This window comes from Ectopseudomonas chengduensis, from assembly GCF_900102635.1.
In the GTDB taxonomy this organism is placed as follows: domain Bacteria; phylum Pseudomonadota; class Gammaproteobacteria; order Pseudomonadales; family Pseudomonadaceae; genus Aquipseudomonas; species Aquipseudomonas chengduensis.
The window spans coordinates 1-20961 of record NZ_FMZQ01000025.1; the positions used below are offsets into that span (position 1 = coordinate 1).

The window sequence follows — 20961 nt, forward strand, 5'->3', positions numbered from 1 at the left end:
GTATATGGACTCTCCCCACAAGTAGTGAGCAAAGCTTTGCCTTTGCACCTGTCGTCAGCGCGGTTGCATTCGTATATCCGGCCTGTGATGGGCGCTTGGCCCTGGCCATTCTGTAGTTCGCGCAGCGGGGGCCAAGCGTTCAATCGATCACAAAGATCATCATTGTTATCGGCCTTGCTCCGCTGCAGGACTCGCCTGTTCCGACAGTGCTGCTACTCACCACAACCACAAGAAAACCATCACACCTTTACTGATTGCCCCCGCCGTTAGGCGGGCCTTACGCTTTGCCAATTGCCATTGAACCGCCGCTCGTGGCACCACACCGCCCAGCAGATCCGCACCAGCTTGTTGGCCAGTGCCACCGCCGCTTTGTTGTGACCGATACGGGCTACCGTCTGCACAGCCCAGCGCTGTAACTGCGTCAGCTTTTCCGGTGTACGCGCCTGGCAGCGTTGTGCCGCCAGCAAGGCCGCTCGTGAACCATGGATCAACAGCGTGCGCACATAGACGTTGCCCTGTCGGCTGATATGGCCGAGCTTACGGCTGTTGCCACTGCTGAACTCACGCGGCGTCATGCCCAGCCACGCGCTGAGCTGGCGACCGCTGGCAAAGCGTTCGGGCTTGCCGACAGCGGCGGTCAGGGCGCTGGCAGTCAGCAGACCAATACCACTGACTTCATCTAGTTTGCGCACGATTTCATCGCCAGCATGCCAGCACTTGAGTTGCTGTTCGCATTCGGCCATGCACTGTTCGTACAGATTGATCTCGGCCAGGACGATATGAAGCAGACGGCTCAAGGAAGCGAGTTCAGGTTGGTCTACCAACTCACTGGCTGCCCGGATAAAGGCGGCAGTCGAGGCCGGGGCTTCGATACCCGCTTCACGCAGCATGCCGCGCAGCAGGTTGATACGCTGGGTGCGGCTCTTCTTCCAGGTTTCCCGCAGCCCATGCAATTGCTGGAGCTGTTGCTGATCACGGCTCTTTACCGGCACGGGATAGATGTCGGTGCAGCGCGCCGCTTCCAGCATGGCGTCGCAGTCATTGCGGTCAGTCTTGTTGCGACGGCGATAGGGCCGCACGTAGCGAGGGTGCAGCAGCTTCACCTGATGACCCAGTGATTGCGCCAGCCGCCCCCAATAGTGCGCTGTGCCACAGGCCTCCATCACCCACTCGACCGGTTCGGCCTGCTCCTGTATATATCGCCGGAACGCCTCTCGGTTCAGCCGCTTGCGCTGCACCACCTGGCCGGAACGGACACTCTCGGCAACTTGGTAAATGGACTTGGCCAGATCAACAGCGATACGTTTCATAACGACTCTCCCGCTCAAAAATCCTCGACACCTTGGTATAGAACTGTGGTGTGGGGAGAGTCCATTACAGCACTCAAATCGCTCGTTTCACTCGCTGGGACGGGCTAAAGCCCGCCCTTTAGCTTAATCGTTAGCCACTTTTTGCAGGACGCATATGCACTTTTTCTATCTCGACGAAAGCGGCGACACTGGCAAAAACCTGAACGACAAAGAACAGCCAATCTTTGTCTTAGCAGGATTAAGTGTTGCAGACAAAAAGTGGAACAACACAAAGGAGCAGCTTGACGAAATTACAAGTCGGTATTTCGAAGGCAACCCTCCTGAAAATTTCGAACTACACTCGCATCAATTACTATCACCTAAAGGTGAAGGGCCTTTTACAGGACACCCCATTGAGCGACGCTTGGCACTAGTTACCGACTTAATAGACCTGATAGATGATCTCGGACATCAAATTCATTACTACGCAATTGACAAAAATAAAATGGCTGCCGAAGACTGCCAATTTGAAACCATTTTCGATCCAAAGACACCATACCTTCTTGCATTTGAATATTTAATTACATACATGAACTGGCATGTAAAAGAAAATCTTGGCCAGTCTGCCCGAGGAATGATCGTTCTCGACGAAAAAGAAGAACATCACGAGAGCATTGAATCTATTATTCATAACAGACGCTACAAAGTTGCCAACAATCAAAAAGTTAAGTGGATTGTTGAATTTAGCTATCCAGTCGACTCACGTAAAAATCCAATGATCCAGCTTTCTGACCTTGTTGCCCTGTGCATTCGAAGGTTCCTTGAAATAGAAACGGGATACAAACCAAACATCCCTGACATCGTGAAGCAGTTCTATGGTGAGTGCTTCCATAAAATAGACAAGAGAGTTAAATCAAAAAATATAATTGAGCGAAACGGTAGACGCCTTGAACATTTGAATACTTACATTTCTGGTGTTCAATCAAAGCCAAGCACGCAATGGCGCCGTGCATATGGGTTAAAACGCGGCTAACAACTGGTATATGGACTCTCCCCACAAGTAGTGAGTAAAGCTTTGCTTTTGCACCTGTCGTCAGCGCGGTTGCATTCGTATATCCGGCCTGTTCTGGGCGCTACCGCCCTGGCCATTCTGTAGTTCGCGCAGCGGGGGCCAAGCGTTCAATCGATCACAGGGATCATTGTTGTTATCGGCCTTGTTCCGCTGCCGGACTCGCCTGTTCCGACAGTGCTGCTGTTCACCACAACCACAAGAAAACCATCACGCCTTGCTGATTACCCACGCCGTCAGACAGGGTCTTGGGCTGCTGTAGTTTTACCCATCTCCGGCATTCGCATAGGACAGCTCTTGCTACCGACAGGGTTACTGGGTAGCCATGAATTCCCACTCTGACTGCGCCCGACGTCTTCGCTTTGCCGCTATGCTCTCCCCCGCTTACATCAACAAGGACGTAAACATTGATGGACTTCATTGCGCGCAATTTCAGATGGCTGATGCTGCTATCCGGCGTTCTCACGGCGACCATGTTCTACGGCCTGTTCGCCCCGCAGGAGGCGCTACAGTCGATGTTCGGCGCATCCTTCGATGGGCAATTGCAATCCTTGGTCGTCCGCAGTTGGTCAGCGCTGGTCGGGTTGATGGGCGTGCTGCTGATCTATGGCGCGTTGAGCCCGAGGCATCGGGTTCTCTGCGCCTTCATTGCCGCGCTGAGCAAGGCCATCTTCGTGTCGCTGCTGCTGATCCATGGCCAGGATTACCTGAGCAAGGCCGCGCCCGCCATCGCCCTGGATCTGCTGGTGATCGCCTTTACCCTGCTGTTCCTGCTGGCCGTGCAAAAGCGGCGTAGCGCTTGAGGCGAAACTCATGGGAATGATCAGGCATATCCTCTGGCTGGACTGCATGGCCGCTGCGAGCGCGGGCGTTGTGGTTCTGTTGCTGGCCCCCTGGTTGAGCGGCTGGTATGCCCTGCCCCGCGAGCTGCTGAGCTTCATCGGCGCGGTCAATATCGCCTATGCCTGCTTCTCCTTTTCGCTGGCGATTCATGTGCGGCGCGCCGAAGCGCTGATCAAGCTGCTGGCAGTGGCCAACGGACTCTGGGCGTTGGCATGCCTTGGTATCGCTGCGACCTTTGCCCCGCTCATGACGCTACCGGGGCTTTGCCACGTGCTTGGCGAGGCTGCGTTCGTGGGAGGTCTGGGCATGCTGGAGTGGAAATGGCGCAGGCAGCTGCTGGTGGCTGGCGAACAGGGCGTTTCGACTCAGCCTGTCGCGGACCAGTAGCCGTCACAGGTATTCAGGCGAAGATCCGGCGATGGCCGCTCAAGCCATGATCAGCCCTATCCGTCAGCGCTGTGAAAACGGTTCTTGCCCGCGTGCTTGGCCGCGTACATGGCCTGGTCCGCACGTTTCAGCAGGTCCTGGCCGCCTTCAGCGTGCAGCGGAAACAGAGCGGCGCCCACGCTCGCCGATATCCGCACCATGCTGCCGTCCAGATCGAACGGCTTGGCCAGTACATCCAGCACCTTGAGCGCCACCGTCTCGCAATCCTGACTGCCTTGCAGATTGCCGAGGACAATGCCGAACTCATCACCGCCGAAGCGTGCGACCGTGTCCGTGCTGCGCACACATCCTTCCAGCCGCCTGGCGGCCATCTGCAGCATGCTATCGCCGGCCGTATGACCATGGCGGTCGTTGATTTCCTTGAATCCATCCAGGTCGATATAGAGCACGGCGCACAGCTGCTGCTGGTCGCGCACGGACTCCAGCGCCTGGTCGAGCCGCTGGTGGAACCTGACGCGGTTGGCCAGCCCGGTGAGGGCGTCATGCTCGGCGTCATGACAAAGGCGCGCTTCCAGGTGCTTGCGCTCGGTGATGTCCTGCGTGACCAGCACCAGGAACTCCGGGTGACCATGGCGATTGCGGGCGACGCTCGAGGCCTCGCATACCCAGATCAGCGAGCCATCCTCACGCCGATAGGTTTTCTCGATTTCCGGGGAAAGCGCACGTGCCTCGCTGACCAGTTGCTCGCTCAGGAAGCTGCGGGCGGCGGCAGCTACTTCAGCGTCGCTCAGGTCGAAAATGTTGGCGCCTTGCAGCGCCTCGGGCGGGCGCCCCAGCATGCGTGCGAACTTCTCGTTGACCCGCAATATCCGACCCTCGGGGCTGATGTGGGCGATACCCATGGCCGCCTGGTGAAAGGTGGCGCGAAACAGCGCTTCGCTGCCTTGCAGGGCATCGGTAGCTGCGCGTTGGCGAACCAGCATCAGCGCCAGCAGGCCAACGAACAGCATGACCACCAGGGTGACGCCGACTGCGGCCATCAGGTAGGTGGAACGCCGCTGCAAGGTCGTGGCCATCTCCTCGTCGTAGGCGGTGGCCACGGTAATCATCAGGGGATAACCGCTCATGGTGCGGTAGCTGACGATACGGGCGACGCCATCGAACGCCTCGCCACTGTCGTGGAAATCATCGGCGTCATGCAGCCTTTGCCGCTGGAACCAGGCCAGCGACTCGGCACCCAGGCCAAATTCGCTGCGTGCGCCAATCTTGCGCGCACGTATCACGCCGTCGAGGCCGGCGAGCTCCAATAGCCCCTGTGGGCCCAGATCGACCTGCTGGAAGAAACGCGTGACGTCCTCTGGACGCACGGCCATCACCACGACGCCGGCGAAGCTGCCGTCATCGCGCTCGATACGCAGCGACATGGGGATCAGCCAACGCCCGGAAACCCGCCCGAGTACCGGCTGATTGATGAACAGATGATCGATACGGGCATCGCGCTGCGCCGTGAAGAACTCGCGGTCGGCGTAGTTGACCGGGCCTGTGTTCTGACTACTGCTGACGATATCGCCCTGCTCGTCCACCACGCTGACGATGGTGAACATCTCCTCGCGGATCACGCCCTCCTCGACCCAGCGGCGCAGGTCGATGGCCTTACCCTGCCGGCGGTACTGCTCGCGCACGAAAGCCGCCACCTGCTCGGCCGCCTTCAGCGCGCGGAACACCTGCTGCTCGAAAGCGATGGCCAGGCTGGAGTTGGCTTCCATTTCCGCAGCCAGCGCCTGCTCACGTTCGAAGGCGATGCGTTGCAGGGTGATCAGCCAGACAATGGCAACGAACACGCTCGCCAGAACGATCAGCAGGTTCAAGGGTGTTGCGATTCGAGGGCGTCGAGCGACGGCGTCATGCGCGTCAATCGGCGTGCTGGGCGGGGTCATCGCCTTGTTCTCCAAGCCTTTCACGGGCGGGCTGTTTTCTAGCTGTTGGGGCCAGGGTCTGTTGCCCTTTGGTTCAGCGTCGCGGGGCGTGATCCATCGCCTTGCGTTGAATCATAGGCACTGTTGCGCCACTGTGCTGCCATCATGCGGTAATGGGTTTTGCCCGAAAATCGAGCTTGCGGCAGACTGACGACCGACACGGCACCTCAGCCACATCACTTCGAGCCGAGCGGCATCCGCACTGCTCCTGCTGAATTTCTTCGACAACCGCCTGCCTTCGAGGCCCGCCTTGGAAACCACGGTCTTTCTCGCCGTCATCGCCGCCGCTGCCCTGCATGCTGGCTGGAACGCTCTGCTCAAGATTGGTCTGGATCGCTTCCTCACCGCCACGCTGATCCAGATCGGTGCCGGCCTGGTGGCGCTTTGCGCCCTGCCGCTGGTGGCGCTGCCACAAGCCTCGGCCTGGCCGTGGATCGCGCTGTCGGCGCTGCTGCATATCGGCTACAACTTTTTCCTCGCCCGCGCCTACCAGTACGGCGACCTGGGCCAGGTCTACCCGATTGCGCGGGGTAGCTCGCCGCTGATGGTCGCCCTGCTCTCGCTGCTGCTGTTGCATGACGGGCTCAGCGCCCTGCAGTTGCTGGGTTTGCTGGTTCTGGTGCTGGGCATCTGGCTGATGGCGCTGCGCGGCGGCCATCACAAGGCGCCACAGGGAGCGATGCTGGCCTGTGCGTTGATGACGGCACTGTTCATCGCCGGCTACACCCTCAGCGATGCCATGGGCGCGCGCAACAATGGCGATGCGCTGAGCTATTCGCTGTGGCTGTTCACCGTCAACGGTGTGGTGATGGCGGTGGTATTGGCCATCAGCCGTGGGCCGCGCGCCTTCCTGCAGTTGGGCCCGCACTGGCGTGGCGGGCTGGCCGGCGGGGCGATGTCGATGGCGGCCTACACCATCGTTATCTGGGCCATGACCCAGGCACCGGTGGCATTGGTTTCGGCCCTGCGCGAGACCAGCGTGGTGTTCGCCGTGCTGCTGGGGGTGGTGTTGCTCAAGGAAAGGTTGCGGCCGATTCGTCTCGTGGCGTGCGCGGTGATCGCGGCCGGTGTGGTGGTGATGAAGCTGGCGTGAGGGGTTCGCGTTGCAGCAAGTGGATTGCGAAATCACAACTTGGTGGGCTGAAGCGGATCGCCGCCCGGCCCACCCTACAACGCTGAAACGGATCGCCGCCCGGTCCAGGCTGCAAGAACACCTGTAGGAGCGAGCTCTGCTCGCGAATCCTCAAGCACAAAAGCTTCGCGAGCAGAGCTCGCTCCTACCCAGGACCCGGGCGCAACCAGCAGGTCAGGAGGCGATCCCCACCCTCGGGCCAGCCTGACTCGGCATTCTGATCGGGAACCCGAGACCCGCTTTTCGGTTCTGTTGATCAACGGGTGCTGAACCGTCGACCGTTTTTTCGTCATACGCTGCCTGCATGCTGGCCGGGCTGACTGCCTGGACGCACGAGTTTTTTGCCCGCCAGACGCGGCTTGCGGCACACTAGCGCCCTTCCCGAGCCACCGCTCGTTTTGCCATACAAGCAGAGTCCGTATGACCCGTTCCCCCTTCCGCCGCCTCGTCTTCGGATCGTTGCGCCGCTTGCTGTACCTCTGGGTACGCTCGGAAACCATCAACCAGTCCGCCTTCACCCTCAAGCTCGACCGCAGCAAGCCGGTTTTCTACGTGCTGCAGCAGCCGTCGGTGAGCGACCTGGCGGTGGTCGACCGCGAGTGCACCAAGGCCGGCCTGCCGCGCCCGGTGTTGCCGGTAGCGGTCGGGGAACACATCGAGCCCGCCGCCTTCTTCTACCTGACGCCGGAGCCGGACTGGTTCGGCCGCCAGGACAAGCGTGGCATCTCGCCAACCCTGGATCGCGTGGTCACTGCCCTCAGCCAGCATGCCGTGGATGACGCGCAGATCGTCCCGGTCAGCGTGTTCTGGGGCCAGTCGCCGGATCGCGAAACCAGCCCCTGGAAACTGCTGTTCGCCGACAGTTGGGCGGTGACCGGGCGCCTGCGCCGGCTGGTGAGCATCCTGATTCTCGGGCGCAAGACCCGCGTGCAGTTCTCCACACCAATTCACCTGCGCGAACTGGTCGAGCAGGACAAGGGCCAGGAGCGCACCCTGCGCATGGTGCATCGCATCCTGCGCGTGCACTTCCGCAACCAGAAGGCGGCGGTGATCGGCCCGGACGTGTCGCACCGGCGCAACCTGGTCAAGGGCCTGGTGCACGACCCGATGGTGCGCCAGGCGATTGCCGAGGAAGCCGAACGCGAGAAGATCAGCCTGGAGAAGGCCGAAGCCCAGGCGCTGCGCTACGGCAACGAGATCGCCTCGGACTACACCTACACGGTGATCCGCTTCCTCGAGCTGGTGCTTTCCTGGTTCTGGAACAAGATCTACGACGGCATCAAGGTGCACAACGTCGAAGGCGTGCGTGACATCGCCCAGGGCCACGAGGTGATCTACGTGCCCTGCCACCGCAGCCACATCGACTACCTGCTGCTGTCCTACCTGCTGTTCCGCAATGGCCTGACGCCGCCGCACATCGCCGCCGGCATCAACCTCAACATGCCGGTGATCGGCGGCCTGCTGCGCCGTGGCGGCGCCTTCTTCATGCGCCGCACCTTCAAGGGCAACCCGCTGTATACGGCGGTGTTCAACGAATACCTGCACACCCTGTTCAGCAAGGGTTTCCCGGTCGAATACTTCGTCGAAGGTGGCCGTTCGCGCACCGGGCGCATGCTGCGACCAAAGACCGGCATGCTGGCCATCACCCTGCGCAGCTTCCTGCGCTCGCATCGGCTGCCCATCGTTTTCGTGCCGGTGTACATCGGCTACGAGCGCGTGCTGGAAGGCCGCACCTACCTGGGCGAGCTGCGCGGCGCGAGCAAGAAGAAGGAATCGATCTTCGACCTTTTCAAGGTGCTCGGCGCCCTCAAGCAGCGCTTCGGCCAGGTCTCGGTGAACTTCGGCGAGCCGATCAAGCTGGCAGAGTTCCTCGACCAGCAGCAGCCGGGCTGGCGTGAGCAGGAGCTGGGCCCGCAGTACCGCCCGGCCTGGCTCAACGACACCACCAACCGCCTGGGCGAGCGCGTGGCGCGTCACCTCAACGAAGCGGCCTCGATTAACCCGGTCAACCTGGTGGCGCTGGCGCTGCTGTCCACCAGCAAGCTGGCCCTGGACGACCGCGCCCTGGCGCGCGTGCTCGACCTGTATCTGGCGCTGCTGCGCGCAGTGCCCTACTCGCCGCACACCACCCTGCCGGACGGCGACGGCGCGGCGCTGATCGAGCACGTCAAGGGCATGGACCTGCTGGCCGAGCAGAAGGATGCGCTGGGCAAGATTCTCTATCTGGACGAGCAGAACGCCGTCCTGATGACCTACTACCGTAACAACGTGCTGCACATCTTCGCCCTGCCGGCGCTGCTGGCCAGCTTCTTCCAGAGCAGTGCGCGGATCAGCCGCGAGCAGATCCTGCGCTACGCCGGCGCGCTGTATCCCTATCTGCAGTCCGAGCTGTTCATCCGCTGGGAGCAGAGCGAGCTGGAAGGCGTGATCGACCAGTGGCTGGCGGCCTTCGTCGAACAGGGCCTGCTCAAGGTCGAGGGCGACGTGTACGTGCGCCCGGCGCCCAGCTCGCGCCAGTTCGTGCTGCTGACCCTGCTGTCGCGCTCGGTGGCGCAGACCCTGCAGCGCTTCTACATGGCCATCGCCCTGCTGCTCAACGCCGGGCAGAACGCGATCAGCGCCGAGGAGCTGGAAGACCTGTGCACGGTCATGGCGCAGCGCCTGTCGATCCTGCATGGTCTGAATGCGCCGGAGTTCTTCGACAAGAGCCTGTTCCGCCACTTCATCCAGAGCCTGCTGGACCAGGGCGTGCTGCGCCAGGACGAAGCCGGCAAGCTCAGCCATCATCCGCTGCTCAGCGAACTGGCGGAAGGCGCCGCCAAGCGCGTGTTGCCGGCGGAGATTCGCCTGTCGATTCGTCAGGTGGCGCTGGATCGCAATGAGGACGAGCCGGCCGCACCGTGATGTGTGTAGGGTGCGCTGTGCGCACCTTCGAATCACCGTAGCCACCGGTGCGCACAGCGCACCCTACCGCCCCGCTACTGCCTCGGATGGATGTCACGTGTTACATCCACTATGGCGGAGGCTCAGAACAAACAGACGAACCTGTCATGGGTTTGGCAGTCAGTGATAGACCACATACCGGCAGGAGGCCCTGGCCATGATCGATTCCCTGATGTTGAGCGCTGCACGCATCACCACGCTGGCGACTGGGCAGGTACTGACCAACGCCAGCGGTTTCTTCTTCCGCCGGGATCAACGGCTGTTCCTCGTCACCAGCCGTCACGTGATGCTCGACCAGCCGAGCGGCCATCAGCCGGATAGCCTGCAGATCGAGCTGCATACCGACGCAGACAACCTGGCCAGCACCGTCAGCTTTTCCATCCCACTGTATGACGGCGACCAGCACCTGTGGCGGCAAGGCATGGATGGCGCGGGCGAGATCGACGTGGCGGTGATCGAGCTGGATCAGACCGCCCTTCCCGACAACGGCGCTTACCAGGCCTTCACCCCACAGCACCTGCTGCAAGCAGACGAGCATGTGGAAATCGGCTCGACGCTGCTGGTGGTGGGCTTCCCGCTGGGTTTTCAGGACACCCTGCACCGCATGCCAGTGGCACGCCATGCCGGGCTGGCTTCGTCCTTTGGTTTGCGTTTCCACGGGCTGGGCTACTTCCTCACCGACGGGCGCACCCATCGCGGCCTGAGCGGCGCGCCAGTGGTCAAACGCGCCAGCGTCGATGGCGAGCTACCCTGGCATCTGCTCGGCATCCATTCCACGCGCCTGTTGGGCAATCGCGATGAGGATCAGGACGAGGCCCTGGGTCTGAACTGCACCTGGTATGCCGATATTCTGATGACGCTGACCGAATAATCGCCCGGCGTCATCGCCAGAGATGACTGCCAGGCTCGCCGGCAAGCCGGCTCCTACAGAACAAACCACGCCCCGTAGGAGCCCGCTTGCGGGCGATAATCAATGAGTAGCCGGATGAAATCCGGGGAACCACTCAATGTCCAGTCGCGGCTAAAGCCCCTCCCACAGAACCCATCGTGCCGGTGGGAGGGGCTTTAGCCGCGACAGCTTTTTCTGGCGCTCGAACGGCACCGGATTTCATCCGGGCTACGAAACGTGGATGCAGGGGCGGACCAGAACATCGCGGCTGAAGCCGCTCCTACGGGTATTTATCCGTCGAGTAAGAGCGGCTTCAGCCGCGAAAGATCCAGCTCACACTTTTCAGTAGCCCAATAAAAAACCCGCCCTGCGCATCACGCAGGGCGGGTTTCTTTACAGCGGTTAAAGCCTTACAGAGTCACTGCAGCCGGCTCGGGCTCAACGGCCATTTCCACGTCCGGCGCCACTTCGATGTGCTGCAGCTCAAGACGCTCGCTGCTCCACTGGCGGATGCGGTTGGTCAGTGCCAGGTCGTCGTTCAGCTTCTGGCCATAGGACGGGATGATCTCCTTCAGGCGCTCCTGCCACTCAGGGGTGGCGACCTTGTCGGCGAAGGCCTTCTCGATCAGGTGCAGCATGATCGGCGCGGCGGTGGAAGCACCCGGCGAGGCGCCCAGCAGCGCGCTGATGCTGCCGTCGGCAGAGGTCACCACTTCGGTACCGAACTGCAGCACGCCGCCCTTCTCGGCATCCTTCTTGATGATCTGCACGCGCTGGCCGGCATTGATCAGCTCCCAGTCGGCGTCCTGCGCCTCCGGGAAGTACTCGCGCAGCGAGGCCATGCGGTCTTCCTGGCTGAGCATCAGCTGGCCCATCAGGTAGGTGCTCAGCGACCAGTTGTCCATGCCGGCGTTGACCATCGGCATGAAGTTGTCAGTGGTCATGCTGCTGAACATGTCGAGCAGCGAGCCGTTTTTCAGGTACTTGGTGGAGAAGGTGGCGAACGGGCCGAACAGCAGCACGTTCTCGCCGTCGATCACGCGAGTGTCCAGGTGCGGCACGGACATGGGCGGCGAGCCGACCGACGCCTTGCCGTAGACCTTGGCCAGGTGCTGGGCAACCACGTCCTGATTACGCGTCATCAGGAACTGGCCACCGACCGGGAAGCCGGCGTAGCCCTTGGCTTCTTCGATACCGGATTTCTGCAGCAGCTTGAGCGCGCCACCACCGGCGCCGATGAAGACGAAGCGCGCGTTGATGCTCTGCTCGGCGCCGTCCTTGGCCAGGTCGGCGACGATCACGCGCCAGGTGCCGTCATCGTTGCGCTTGAGGTCGCGGACTTCGTGCTCCAGGTGCAGGCTGGCCTGCTCCTTGCCGATCAGCGAGTCGATCAGTTGACGGGTGATCTCGCCGAAGTTGACGTCGGTGCCGATGGCCATACGGGTGGCGGCGACCTTCTGCTGCGGATCGCGACCTTGCATGACCAGCGGTACCCACTGGGCGATCTGCGCGTGGTCCTCGGTGAACTCCATGCCGCGGAACAGGTTGCTGTGCTGTAGCGCAGCATGGCGCTTGCGCAGGTATTCGACGTTGTCGTCGCCCCAGACGAAGCTCATGTGCGGGGTGATGTTGATGAAGCTCTTGGGCTTGCTCAGCACCTCGCGCTCGACCTGGGTGGCCCAGAACTGCTTGGAGATCTCGAACGACTCGTTGATCGCGATGGCCTTGCTGATGTCGATGCCACCGTCGGCGGTTTCCGGGGTGTAGTTCAGCTCGCAAAAGGCTGAGTGGCCGGTGCCGGCATTGTTCCAGCCGTTGGAGCTTTCGGCGGCTACCTGGTCGAGGCGCTCGTAGATTTCGATGCTCCAGTCCGGCTGCAGCTCGTGGAGGTAGGTGCCGAGGGTGGCGCTCATCACGCCAGCGCCGATCAGCAGCACGTCGACGGTTTTCTCGGGCTCGCGGGGCTTGGAGCAACCGATCACGCTGAGACAAAGCAGCGTCAGCAGGATTTTCTTCATGGGACAGTCCAGTTCATCGCACGACGACAACAGCCGTGCTGGCAAGGTTTCGGGCAGCGGCCGTTTGGGCCGCACATGGGCGATAGCCGCAGATCTGCGGCGCGGCGGGAGGAAGGGTATTTCCAGGCCTCTTGGCGGGCGTATTCCGATCGCGCCGCGTGCTGGAGCAATATGCGTGCCGCTGAAAGGATTCAGCAGTCCCTGTGCGGCTTTCTGCCACACAGCCGGCACGGGGCTGGCGGGAACTCGCCAGATCCACGGGAGGAGCCCCCTGGAAATGGCGGAATCCCGCCCGAATCAGGCCAGCAGCAGTGGCAACAGCAAGGCAGTGCCGATGCCCAGCAGGCTCATCGCCAGGGCGGCGAAGGCGCCGCACTCCTCACCTTCCTGCAAGGCGTGCGCGGTGCCGATGGCATGGGCATTGATGCCGTAGCTCAGGCCACGGGCCGCGGGGTGATCGACGCCAGCCCAGCGCAGCAGCAGCGGCCCCATGGCCGTGCCAATCACCCCGGTGAGCATGACCATCACCGCAGCCAGGGAAGCGACGCCGCCGATCTGCTCGGCCACCGGCATGGCAATCGGCATGGTCACGAACTTCGGCGCCAGGCTCATCACCACGCTCCAGTCGGCGCCCAGCGCCCAGCCGATGGCCAGGGTCAGCGCCACCGACAGGACGCCGCCGGTCGTGAGGGTGATCAGCACCGGCCAGAACAACTGACGGATGCGCTTGATGTTGTGCTGCAGCGGCACCGCCAGGGCCACGGTGGCCGGCCCCAGCAACCAGGCGACGGGTTCGGCGCCGGCGCGGTAGGTGGCGTAGTCCACGCCGCACAGCAGCAAGGTGGTGACGATCAGCGTCACCGATACCAGCACCGGCTGCAGCAGCAGCCAGCCGCTGCGGCGATAGAGCCAGGCGGCGATCAGAAAGGCAGCCAGGGTCAGGGCGATGGCGAACAGTGGGTGGTGAGTCAGCAGCGTCATCCCTTGCGCTCCTGACGGCGGATCAGCGTCTGCAACAGCCAGCCGCAGAATGGCACGGTGACCAGCAGCGACAGCACCAGCGCCGTGGCGATCACCGGCAGCTCACCGAGCAGCAGATCGCTGCTGGTCATGATCCCCGAGGCCGGCACGGCCAGTAGCAGCGGCAGATACGGCAGCAAACCACCGGCGGCCTGCTGCAGCGGCTCGGGCACGGCGCCGCGCCACATCAGCCAGACCGAGAGCAGCAGCAGGCCAATGATCGAGGCCGGCAGCATCGGCAACAGCCAGTGATTGAGCGCCACGCCAAACAACTGCAGCAATACCAGCCAGAACAGGCCACGCACCATCATGATCTCGACTCCTCCTTATGGCGCCCCCGACGAAACAGCGGGCGCGGCTCGATAACCGAACGACCATACAACACACTGAGCCCTTGCAGGCCCTTGAGTGCATCTTCCAGCGATTTGTCGGCGCGCACGGCGAAGGCATCGAAGCCGCACTGGCGCATGTGCGCCAACTGGTCGCGCAGCACATCGCCCACCGCACGCAACTCACCGCGCCAGCCCAGTTGGGTACGCAGCAGGTAGGCCTGGCTGTAGCCACGGCCATCGCGAAAGCTGGGGAAGTCGATGGCGATCAGCGGCAGGCTGGCAAGAAACGGCTGCAGCGCTTCCGGCTCGTCATCCACCTGCAACAGCAGGCCGTCGGCACTCATCGCCCTGCCCTGCAGCACCTCGGCCGGCTGCCGCTCGCGCCAGGCCGCTAGCGGCAGGATCAGCGGCGCGTCAGCCTCAGCCTCGTGCAGTTGCCAGGGATCGTCGTCGACGATGCAGGCCTGGCCCTCGACCAGGCGAATCAGGTTGTTCATACCACCTCCTCGCGGCTGTACACGCTCGCCTTGAACGGCTCCAGGCCGATGCGCTGGAAGGTGTCGAGAAAGCCTTCATTGACCTCCCGCTGATCGACATAGGTGCGCACGATGCGCTCGATCACCTCGGGCACCTGCTCGGCAGCGAACGACGGGCCGATCACCTTGCCCAGCGCCGCCTGCTGGCCCTGGCTGCCGCCGAGGGTGAGCTGGTACCACTCACTGCCGTTCTTGTCGACGCCGAGGATGCCGATATTGCCGATATGGTGATGGCCGCAGGCGTTCATGCAGCCAGAGATGTTCAGGCTCAGCTCGCCCAGATCATGCAGGTAGTCGAGGTCGTCGAAACGCTGCTGGATGGCCTGGGCAATGGGGATCGACTTGGCGTTGGCCAGCGAGCAGAAATCACCACCGGGGCAGGCGATGATGTCGGTGAGCAACCCGGCGTTGGCCGTGCCCAGCCCCGCCGCTTCGGCCTCCCGCCATAGCGCGTAGAGGTCGGCCTTGCGTACATCGGGCAGCACCAGGTTCTGTTCGTGGGCGACGCGAATCTCTCCGAAGCCGTAGCGCTCGCTCCAATCCGCCAGCGTCTCCATCTGCTCGGCGGTGACGTCGCCGGGCGGTGCACTGATGCCCGGCTTGGTCGACAGCACCACGCTGAGGTAGCCAGGCACCTGATGCGCCATGACGTTGCGCGAGACCCAGCGGGCGAAGGCCTCGTCGCGCGCCAGGTGGGTGCCGAAGTCGAGGTCGAGGGCGTCCTGCGGCACGTAGGCCGGTTTGTGGAAGGAGGCGGCGACGCGCTGGTACTCGTCCTCGGTCAGTTGCGCCGGGCCGTCCTTGATCGGCTGCCACTCGCGCTCCACCTCGGCCGCGAAGGCTTCGATGCCGAGGGCCTTGACCAGGATCTTGATGCGCGCCTTGTACTTGTTGTCGCGCCGACCATGGCGGTTGTACACGCGCAGGATGGCCTCGACGTAGGACAGGCAGTCCTGCCAGTGCAGCCCCTCGCGCAGGGTCTGGGCGATGATCGGCGTGCGTCCCAGGCCGCCGCCGACCAGCACGCGCAGGCGCAGTTCGTCAGCGGCGTCACGGTACAGCTGCAGGCCGATGTCATGCACCTGCACCGCAGCGCGATCCTGCTCGGCGGCGCACAGGGCGATCTTGAACTTGCGCGGCAGGAAGAGGAACTCCGGGTTGACCGTCGACCACTGACGGAGAATCTCGGCCAGCGGGCGTGGGTCGAGGTACTCGTCGGCGGCGACACCGGCGAAGGCCTCGGTGGTGATGTTGCGTACGCAGTTGCCGGAGGTCTGGATGGCATGCATATCGTACTCGGCCAACCAGTCGAGGATGTCCGGCACGCGCTCGAGCTCGACCCAGTTGAACTGGATGTTCTGCCGCGTGGTGAAATGGCCGTAACCGCGGTCGTACTCGCGGGCGATATGCGCCAGCGCACGCATCTGCTTGGCCGACAGGGTGCCGTAGGGGATCGCCACGCGCAGCATGTAGGCATGTTTCTGCAGGTACAGGCCGTTCTGCAGGCGCAGCGGCAGGAACTCTTCTTCGCTCAGCTCGTCGGCCAGGCGCCGCTGTACCTGGTCGCGGAACTGGGCCACGCGCTCGCGCACCAGCGCGCGGTCATAATCGTCGTATTGGTACATGCCGGCAGGCCTCCTGATCACGGGGCGTCGACTATGCCTGCCGGGCGTGCACTGAAAACAGCGCCAGAAAAGCCTTAAAAAACCGGATCAGATGGGTACGACAGTGACCTGCACAGGGCACTGATTGGCGTGGCGCGATGTCGCAGGGCGGTATCTGCACCGCTCGACATGAAGGCTCCTGGTGTCAGAAATGGCGCGGCCTGGCGACCCGCGTGGCACTTTTCCCTGTGTTCGACGTAATCATCTGATCCGCTTTTTTATCGAAAACCTGAGTCTGTTTTGTAAACAGCCCCACTCGGATCATGGCGCCAGCCTGAATAAACGCCTGATGAGGGCAACGACATGACCGAGCTGATCCCCGTGCGGGCCGTCGAGAGCATCGACCCCGCCAAACCCATTCGCCTGACGCCGGCCCAGGCTGGCGGCCCGATCCACACGCGCAGTTTCACCGGGCGCTTTCGCAACCTGCGCCTGCTCGGCGCCGGCCTGCTGTTCCTACTGTTCTTCGGCACCGCCTGGATCGACTGGAACGGCCGCCAGGCGGTGCTCTGGGACTTGGATAACCGCCAGTTCCATATCTTCGGCGCGACCTTCTGGCCACAGGATTTCATTCTGCTCTCGGCCATCCTGATCATCGCCGCCTTCGGCCTGTTCTTCATCACCGTGCTGGCCGGCCGTGTCTGGTGCGGCTACGCCTGCCCACAGAGCGTGTGGACCTGGGTGTTCATGCGTGTCGAGCAGATCACCGAGGGCGACCGTAGCCAGCGCATCAAACTCGACGCCGCGCCCTGGTCGCTGCAGAAGCTGGCCCGGCGCAGCGCCAAGCACGGACTGTGGCTGGCTGTCAGCGTGATCACGGCGATGGCCTTCGTCGGCTACTTCACCCCGGTGCGCCAGTTGACGGTGGACCTGGCCACCTTCGAAGTCGGCGCCACCACGGCGTTCTGGGTGCTGTTCTTCACCGCCGCCACCTATATCAACGCCGGCTGGCTGCGCGAGAAGGTGTGCCGCGACATGTGCCCCTACTCGCGCTTCCAGAGCGTGATGTTCGACAGCGATACGCTGGTCATCTCCTACGACGCCGCCCGTGGCGAAAACCGTGGCCCGCGCCGCAAGGACGCCGACTACAAGGCCGAAGGCCTGGGCGACTGCATCGACTGCACCATGTGCGTACAGGTCTGCCCCACCGGCATCGACATTCGCGATGGCCTGCAACTGGAATGCATCGGCTGCGGCGCCTGCATCGACGCCTGCGACAGCGTGATGGATAAGCTCGGCTATGACCGTGGCCTGGTGCGCTACAGCTCCGAGAACGAGCTGGCCGGCGGCAAGACCCACTGGCTGCGCCCGCGCCTGGTCGGCTACGCGGCGATGCTGGCGCTGATGATCGGCGCCTTCGCCTGGGCGCTGGCCGAGCGCCCGCTGATCTCCCTGGACGTAACCCGTGACCGTGGCCTGTTCCGCGAGAATGCCCTGGGCCAGATCGAGAACATCTACAGCCTGAAGATCATCAACAAGACCCAGCAGCCGCGCAGCTATGCCATCGGCCTGGTCGAGCCCGGTGACTTCGAGCTGCACGGCCCTAGCACGCTGAACCTGGCGCCGGGCGAGATTCGCGATCTGCCGGTAAGCGTCGCGCTGACGGCCTCGCACAACGCTGCCGGGCCGCAGACCCTGCGTTTCGAAGTCCGCGACCAGGCCGATTCGCAGAGCCATGTGAGCACCAAGAGCACCTTCCTCGCGCCGCTGCGCTAGCGCTTCGCCCCGAGGCGGGGCTCCTACAGATATCCGTGTAGGAGCCGCGCCCCGCGGCGAATGGGCCACCAGAGCCGTAGCCCGGATGCAATCCGGGGCGGTTCGAGGTCCTTCCCCGGATTGCATCCGGGCTACGGTTGCCACAACCGAGATACGTCCCCCTCACGAGGCACTGCCATGTCTGCCGCTCACCCCGTAAAGTGTTCGTCCTTACCCTTTGCGTCGGTGAACCAGGACAGGATGAAACGCTACGAAAAATTCGCCGACGAGATCGCCGAGCTGATCCGCACCGGTGTGCTCGGCCCCGGTGAGAAGGTGCCCTCGGTACGCCATGCCAGCCGCACCTACGGGGTCAGCCCGTCCACCGTGTTCCAGGCCTACTACCTGCTGGAAGATCGCGGCCTGATCCAGGCGCGCGCCCGTTCCGGCTACTTCGTGCGTGAACACGCCAAGCGCCCCTTGCACGAACCGGAGCTGACCGCCCACGCCGCGCAAACCACCGAGGTCGACGTCAGCGAGCTGGTGTTCTCCGTGCTCGCCTCGCTGAAGGACCCGCACACCGTGCCCTTCGGCTCGGCATTCCCCAGCCCCGACCTGTTCCCCCTGCCGCGTCTGGCCAAGAGCATGGCGCACGCGCTGCGCAGGCTCTCGCCGCACGAGATCATCGCCGACATGACCGCCGGCAACGCCGACCTGCGCCGGCAGATCGCCCTGCGTTACATGGTCAGCGGCGTGATGCTGCCGATGGAAGAACTGGTGATCAGCAACGGCGCCATGGAGGCGCTCAACCTCTGCCTGCAGTGCGTGACTCAGCCAGGCGACCTGGTGGCCGTCGAGTCGCCGACCTTCTACGCCTGCCTGCAGGTGCTGGAGCGGCTGCAGCTCAAGGCCGTGGAAATCCCCGTGCACCCGCGCGAAGGCATCGACCTGGGCGCCCTGTCGGAGAGTCTGAAGCAACTGCCGATCAAGGCCTGCTGGTTCATGAGCAGCCTGCAGAACCCGCTGGGCGCGAGCATGAGCGAGGAGAAGAAGCAGGCGCTGTATGAGTTGCTGGTCGAACACCAGGTGCCGCTGATCGAAGACGACGTGTACGCCGAGCTGTACTTCGGCAGCCACCCGCCCAAGCCGGTGAAGAGCTTCGACCGCGAAGGGCTGGTGATGCATTGCAGCTCCTTCTCCAAGAGCCTGGCGCCGGGCTATCGCATCGGCTGGGTGGCCGGCGGGCGCTATGCCGAGCAGATCGCCCGACTGAAGCTGATGACCACCATCTCGCCGTCGGTGCCGGCCCAGGCAGCGCTGGCCGACTACCTGCAGCACGGCGGCTACGACCGTCACCTGCGCAAGCTGCGCCATGCCCTGGAAATGCAGCAAAGCGCGATGCTCGCCTCTGCCGCCCGGCACTTCCCCGCCAACACGCGGGTCACGCGACCTTCGGGTGGCTACTTCCTCTGGTTCGAATTTCCCGAGCGTCTGGACTCACTGCAACTGCTGCGCCTGGCGCTGGCCCAGGGCATAAGCCTGGCGCCGGGGCCGATCTTCTCCGCCAGCCAGGGCTTTCGCCATTGCGCGCGGCTGAACTACGGCCATCCGTGGAACCCGAGCAGCGAACAGGCCATGGAAGTGCTCGGGCGCCTGGTGGCGGGGTTGTTGTAGCCCGGATGAAATCCGGGAGCCGGAGCAGGAATCGCCCCGGATTGCATCCGGGCTACGGTCCTGGTGCGCACGGCGCACCCTACGAACACCCCGCAGGTCGCGTAGGGTGCGCCATGCGCACCGACTGATTTGCAGCGGGCACAGTCTACGAGCGCTCTACTTCCACCAATACTCCACCTGCACGCCGAAGTTGGAGCCGTTGCGTGCGCTGCCGAAGGCGCCGTTCTCGGATAAGGCCGAACCGTCGGCCAACAGGTTGGCGGCCTGCTGCGCGGCGCGGTTCCAGCTGGCGTAGGTGTAGTACAGGCGAATTTCCGGACGTTCCCAGAAACCGGGGCCCGATGGTGACCAGGTCGGCGCAATGGTGAACTTGGTCAGTTTGCGTGTACCGCCGGGCGCCTCGACCTGATCGCGGCCAATCTCGCCGACCAGCTTGAACTGCTCGGTGAAGGCGTAGCTGGTGCGGCCACCGATGGACAGCCAGTTCTGATCCGCACCGTCCGGGCGCTTGTCCTTCTGGTAGACCAGTTGCACCTGACCGCCGAGGCGCGGGGTCATCTGGAAGTCGAAGAATTCCACCAGGCGCCAGCTGCGGTTACTGCTGTCGAGCGTCGGGTCGCCGGTATAACCCAGACCGGTACCCGGCCCGCGCCCGTATTGCAGGGCGATGGTGTTGACCCCGCCGAGGAAGTCCTGCTGCTTGTGTTGTGCGCTCACCGCCCAGCCGCTGTTGGCGTCGGTGCTGTCCGGCTTGTCGATGTAGCTGACGCCTACTTCCAGCTCGCCGCCGGGGTTGACCTGGAAGCCGCCGACGTTGAAATCGTGGCGGTTGATGTAGGGCTCCTGGTCGTAGTTGTCCTTGCGCGAGAACACGTAGCTGTACTTGAGGTCGCCGATCTTCATCTCGTCGATACCAAAACCAGTGGCGCTCTGGTTCCAGTAGTAGAAGTCGGTGATGTGGATGTCGTTACGCTTGTAGAAGCGGCGACCGGCCCACAGCGAACCGCCATTGAGTGCCGGCATGTTGCTCCACTCGGCGTACATCTGGTTCATCCGCGCGAAACCGTAATCGCCGGTGAATTTCGGCGTATGACCATACTGATTGTAGAGCTGGGCCATGCCCTCAACGCTGATCACCGAGCCGTCATCCAGGCGAAACAGGTCCTGGCGCAGGTCCAGTTCGATGTACTGCTCGCACTCGTTGCCCAGGCGGTACTTGGACTGCGCGCCCGGCAGTTGGAAGCACTGCTGTGTGCCGCCGGTATCCGCCCCGCCGATGCCGCTGCGTACGTAGCCGGTGAACTCGAGGGCCTGCGCCTGCGGCGTGGCCAAAGCCAGTGCCAGCAAGCAAGGGGCGCCGAGTGAACAGGTGAGGGTTTGCTGTGTGGTCTTCATCGTTGCTCCTGATTGTTTTTATTGAGCGATGCTGCGGATTACCGCCGCAGCGACGGTTCTTCGTTGCCTCGAGGAGCTGTAGCGCGGATGCAATCCGGG

16 protein-coding genes are annotated in these 20961 nt (G+C 63.0%); 8 read left to right on the plus strand and 8 right to left on the minus strand.

The window, feature by feature from the left end:
- Positions 1-266 precede the first annotated feature (266 nt).
- Entirely contained in the window at positions 267-1310 is a 1044-nt protein-coding gene (locus tag BLS08_RS24950) for an IS110 family RNA-guided transposase (RefSeq protein WP_090337671.1), read from the minus strand.
- Between the two features lie 154 nt (positions 1311-1464).
- On the opposite strand from BLS08_RS24950, the gene BLS08_RS24955 reads away from it, so the two are divergent.
- The 3 genes from BLS08_RS24955 (at position 1465) to BLS08_RS24965 (ending at position 3588) form a co-directional block, all read left to right on the plus strand.
- Positions 1465-2322 carry a DUF3800 domain-containing protein gene (locus BLS08_RS24955; protein ID WP_090337673.1) on the plus strand — a complete coding sequence of 286 codons (858 nt, stop codon included), beginning with the start codon at positions 1465-1467 and terminating at the stop codon, positions 2320-2322.
- Positions 2323-2768: 446 nt separating this feature from the next.
- The gene (locus BLS08_RS24960; protein ID WP_090337675.1) at positions 2769-3161 is read left to right on the plus strand and encodes a hypothetical protein; all 393 of its coding nucleotides are present in this window, start codon (positions 2769-2771) and stop codon (positions 3159-3161) included.
- A gap of 10 nt (positions 3162-3171) precedes the next feature.
- Positions 3172-3588, plus strand: coding sequence for a hypothetical protein (locus BLS08_RS24965; RefSeq protein WP_236699054.1), 417 nt, complete (start codon positions 3172-3174; stop codon positions 3586-3588).
- A gap of 56 nt (positions 3589-3644) precedes the next feature.
- Here BLS08_RS24965 and BLS08_RS24970 read toward each other — a convergent pair whose 3' ends face one another.
- Positions 3645-5525, minus strand: coding sequence for a sensor domain-containing diguanylate cyclase (locus tag BLS08_RS24970; protein WP_090337678.1), 1881 nt, complete (start codon positions 5523-5525; stop codon positions 3645-3647).
- Positions 5526-5814: 289 nt separating this feature from the next.
- On the opposite strand from BLS08_RS24970, the gene BLS08_RS24975 reads away from it, so the two are divergent.
- The 3 genes from BLS08_RS24975 (at position 5815) to BLS08_RS24985 (ending at position 10510) form a co-directional block, all read left to right on the plus strand.
- A complete protein-coding gene (locus tag BLS08_RS24975; RefSeq protein WP_017674817.1) occupies positions 5815-6657 on the plus strand; it encodes an EamA family transporter in 843 nt (280 codons plus the stop codon).
- Positions 6658-7116: 459 nt separating this feature from the next.
- A complete protein-coding gene (plsB, locus tag BLS08_RS24980) occupies positions 7117-9600 on the plus strand; it encodes a glycerol-3-phosphate 1-O-acyltransferase PlsB (protein ID WP_017674818.1) in 2484 nt (827 codons plus the stop codon).
- Between the two features lie 196 nt (positions 9601-9796).
- Positions 9797-10510, plus strand: coding sequence for a trypsin-like peptidase domain-containing protein (locus tag BLS08_RS24985; RefSeq protein WP_017674819.1), 714 nt, complete (start codon positions 9797-9799; stop codon positions 10508-10510).
- Between the two features lie 428 nt (positions 10511-10938).
- On the opposite strand, the gene BLS08_RS24990 is transcribed toward BLS08_RS24985, so the two are convergent.
- The 5 genes from BLS08_RS24990 to BLS08_RS25010 form a co-directional block, all read right to left on the minus strand.
- Positions 10939-12546, minus strand: a complete 1608-nt coding sequence (locus BLS08_RS24990) for a malate:quinone oxidoreductase (RefSeq protein WP_017674820.1) — start codon at positions 12544-12546, stop codon at positions 10939-10941.
- Between the two features lie 297 nt (positions 12547-12843).
- The gene (locus BLS08_RS24995) at positions 12844-13527 is read right to left on the minus strand and encodes an LrgB family protein (protein WP_017674821.1); all 684 of its coding nucleotides are present in this window, start codon (positions 13525-13527) and stop codon (positions 12844-12846) included.
- Entirely contained in the window at positions 13524-13877 is a 354-nt protein-coding gene (locus tag BLS08_RS25000) for a CidA/LrgA family protein (protein WP_017674822.1), read from the minus strand. Before BLS08_RS25000 ends, BLS08_RS24995 begins: the two co-directional genes overlap by 4 nt.
- The gene (locus BLS08_RS25005) at positions 13874-14395 is read right to left on the minus strand and encodes a DUF934 domain-containing protein (protein ID WP_090337680.1); all 522 of its coding nucleotides are present in this window, start codon (positions 14393-14395) and stop codon (positions 13874-13876) included. The genes BLS08_RS25000 and BLS08_RS25005 overlap by 4 nt, the downstream gene beginning before the upstream one ends.
- Positions 14392-16059 (minus strand): nitrite/sulfite reductase, encoded by a 1668-nt coding sequence (locus tag BLS08_RS25010; RefSeq protein ID WP_090337682.1) that lies wholly within the window; start codon positions 16057-16059, stop codon positions 14392-14394. The genes BLS08_RS25005 and BLS08_RS25010 overlap by 4 nt, the downstream gene beginning before the upstream one ends.
- Before the next feature lie 342 nt (positions 16060-16401).
- On the opposite strand from BLS08_RS25010, the gene ccoG reads away from it, so the two are divergent.
- Positions 16402-17814 carry a cytochrome c oxidase accessory protein CcoG gene (gene ccoG, locus BLS08_RS25015; RefSeq protein ID WP_090337684.1) on the plus strand — a complete coding sequence of 471 codons (1413 nt, stop codon included), beginning with the start codon at positions 16402-16404 and terminating at the stop codon, positions 17812-17814.
- A 240-nt stretch (positions 17815-18054) separates the two neighbouring features.
- A complete protein-coding gene (gene mapR, locus BLS08_RS25020) occupies positions 18055-19467 on the plus strand; it encodes a GntR family transcriptional regulator MpaR (protein WP_090337686.1) in 1413 nt (470 codons plus the stop codon).
- Between the two features lie 156 nt (positions 19468-19623).
- Here mapR and BLS08_RS25025 read toward each other — a convergent pair whose 3' ends face one another.
- Complete coding sequence (locus tag BLS08_RS25025; RefSeq protein WP_017674827.1) at positions 19624-20862, minus strand: maltoporin; 1239 nt, start codon at positions 20860-20862, stop codon at positions 19624-19626.
- Positions 20863-20961: the final 99 nt, after the last annotated feature.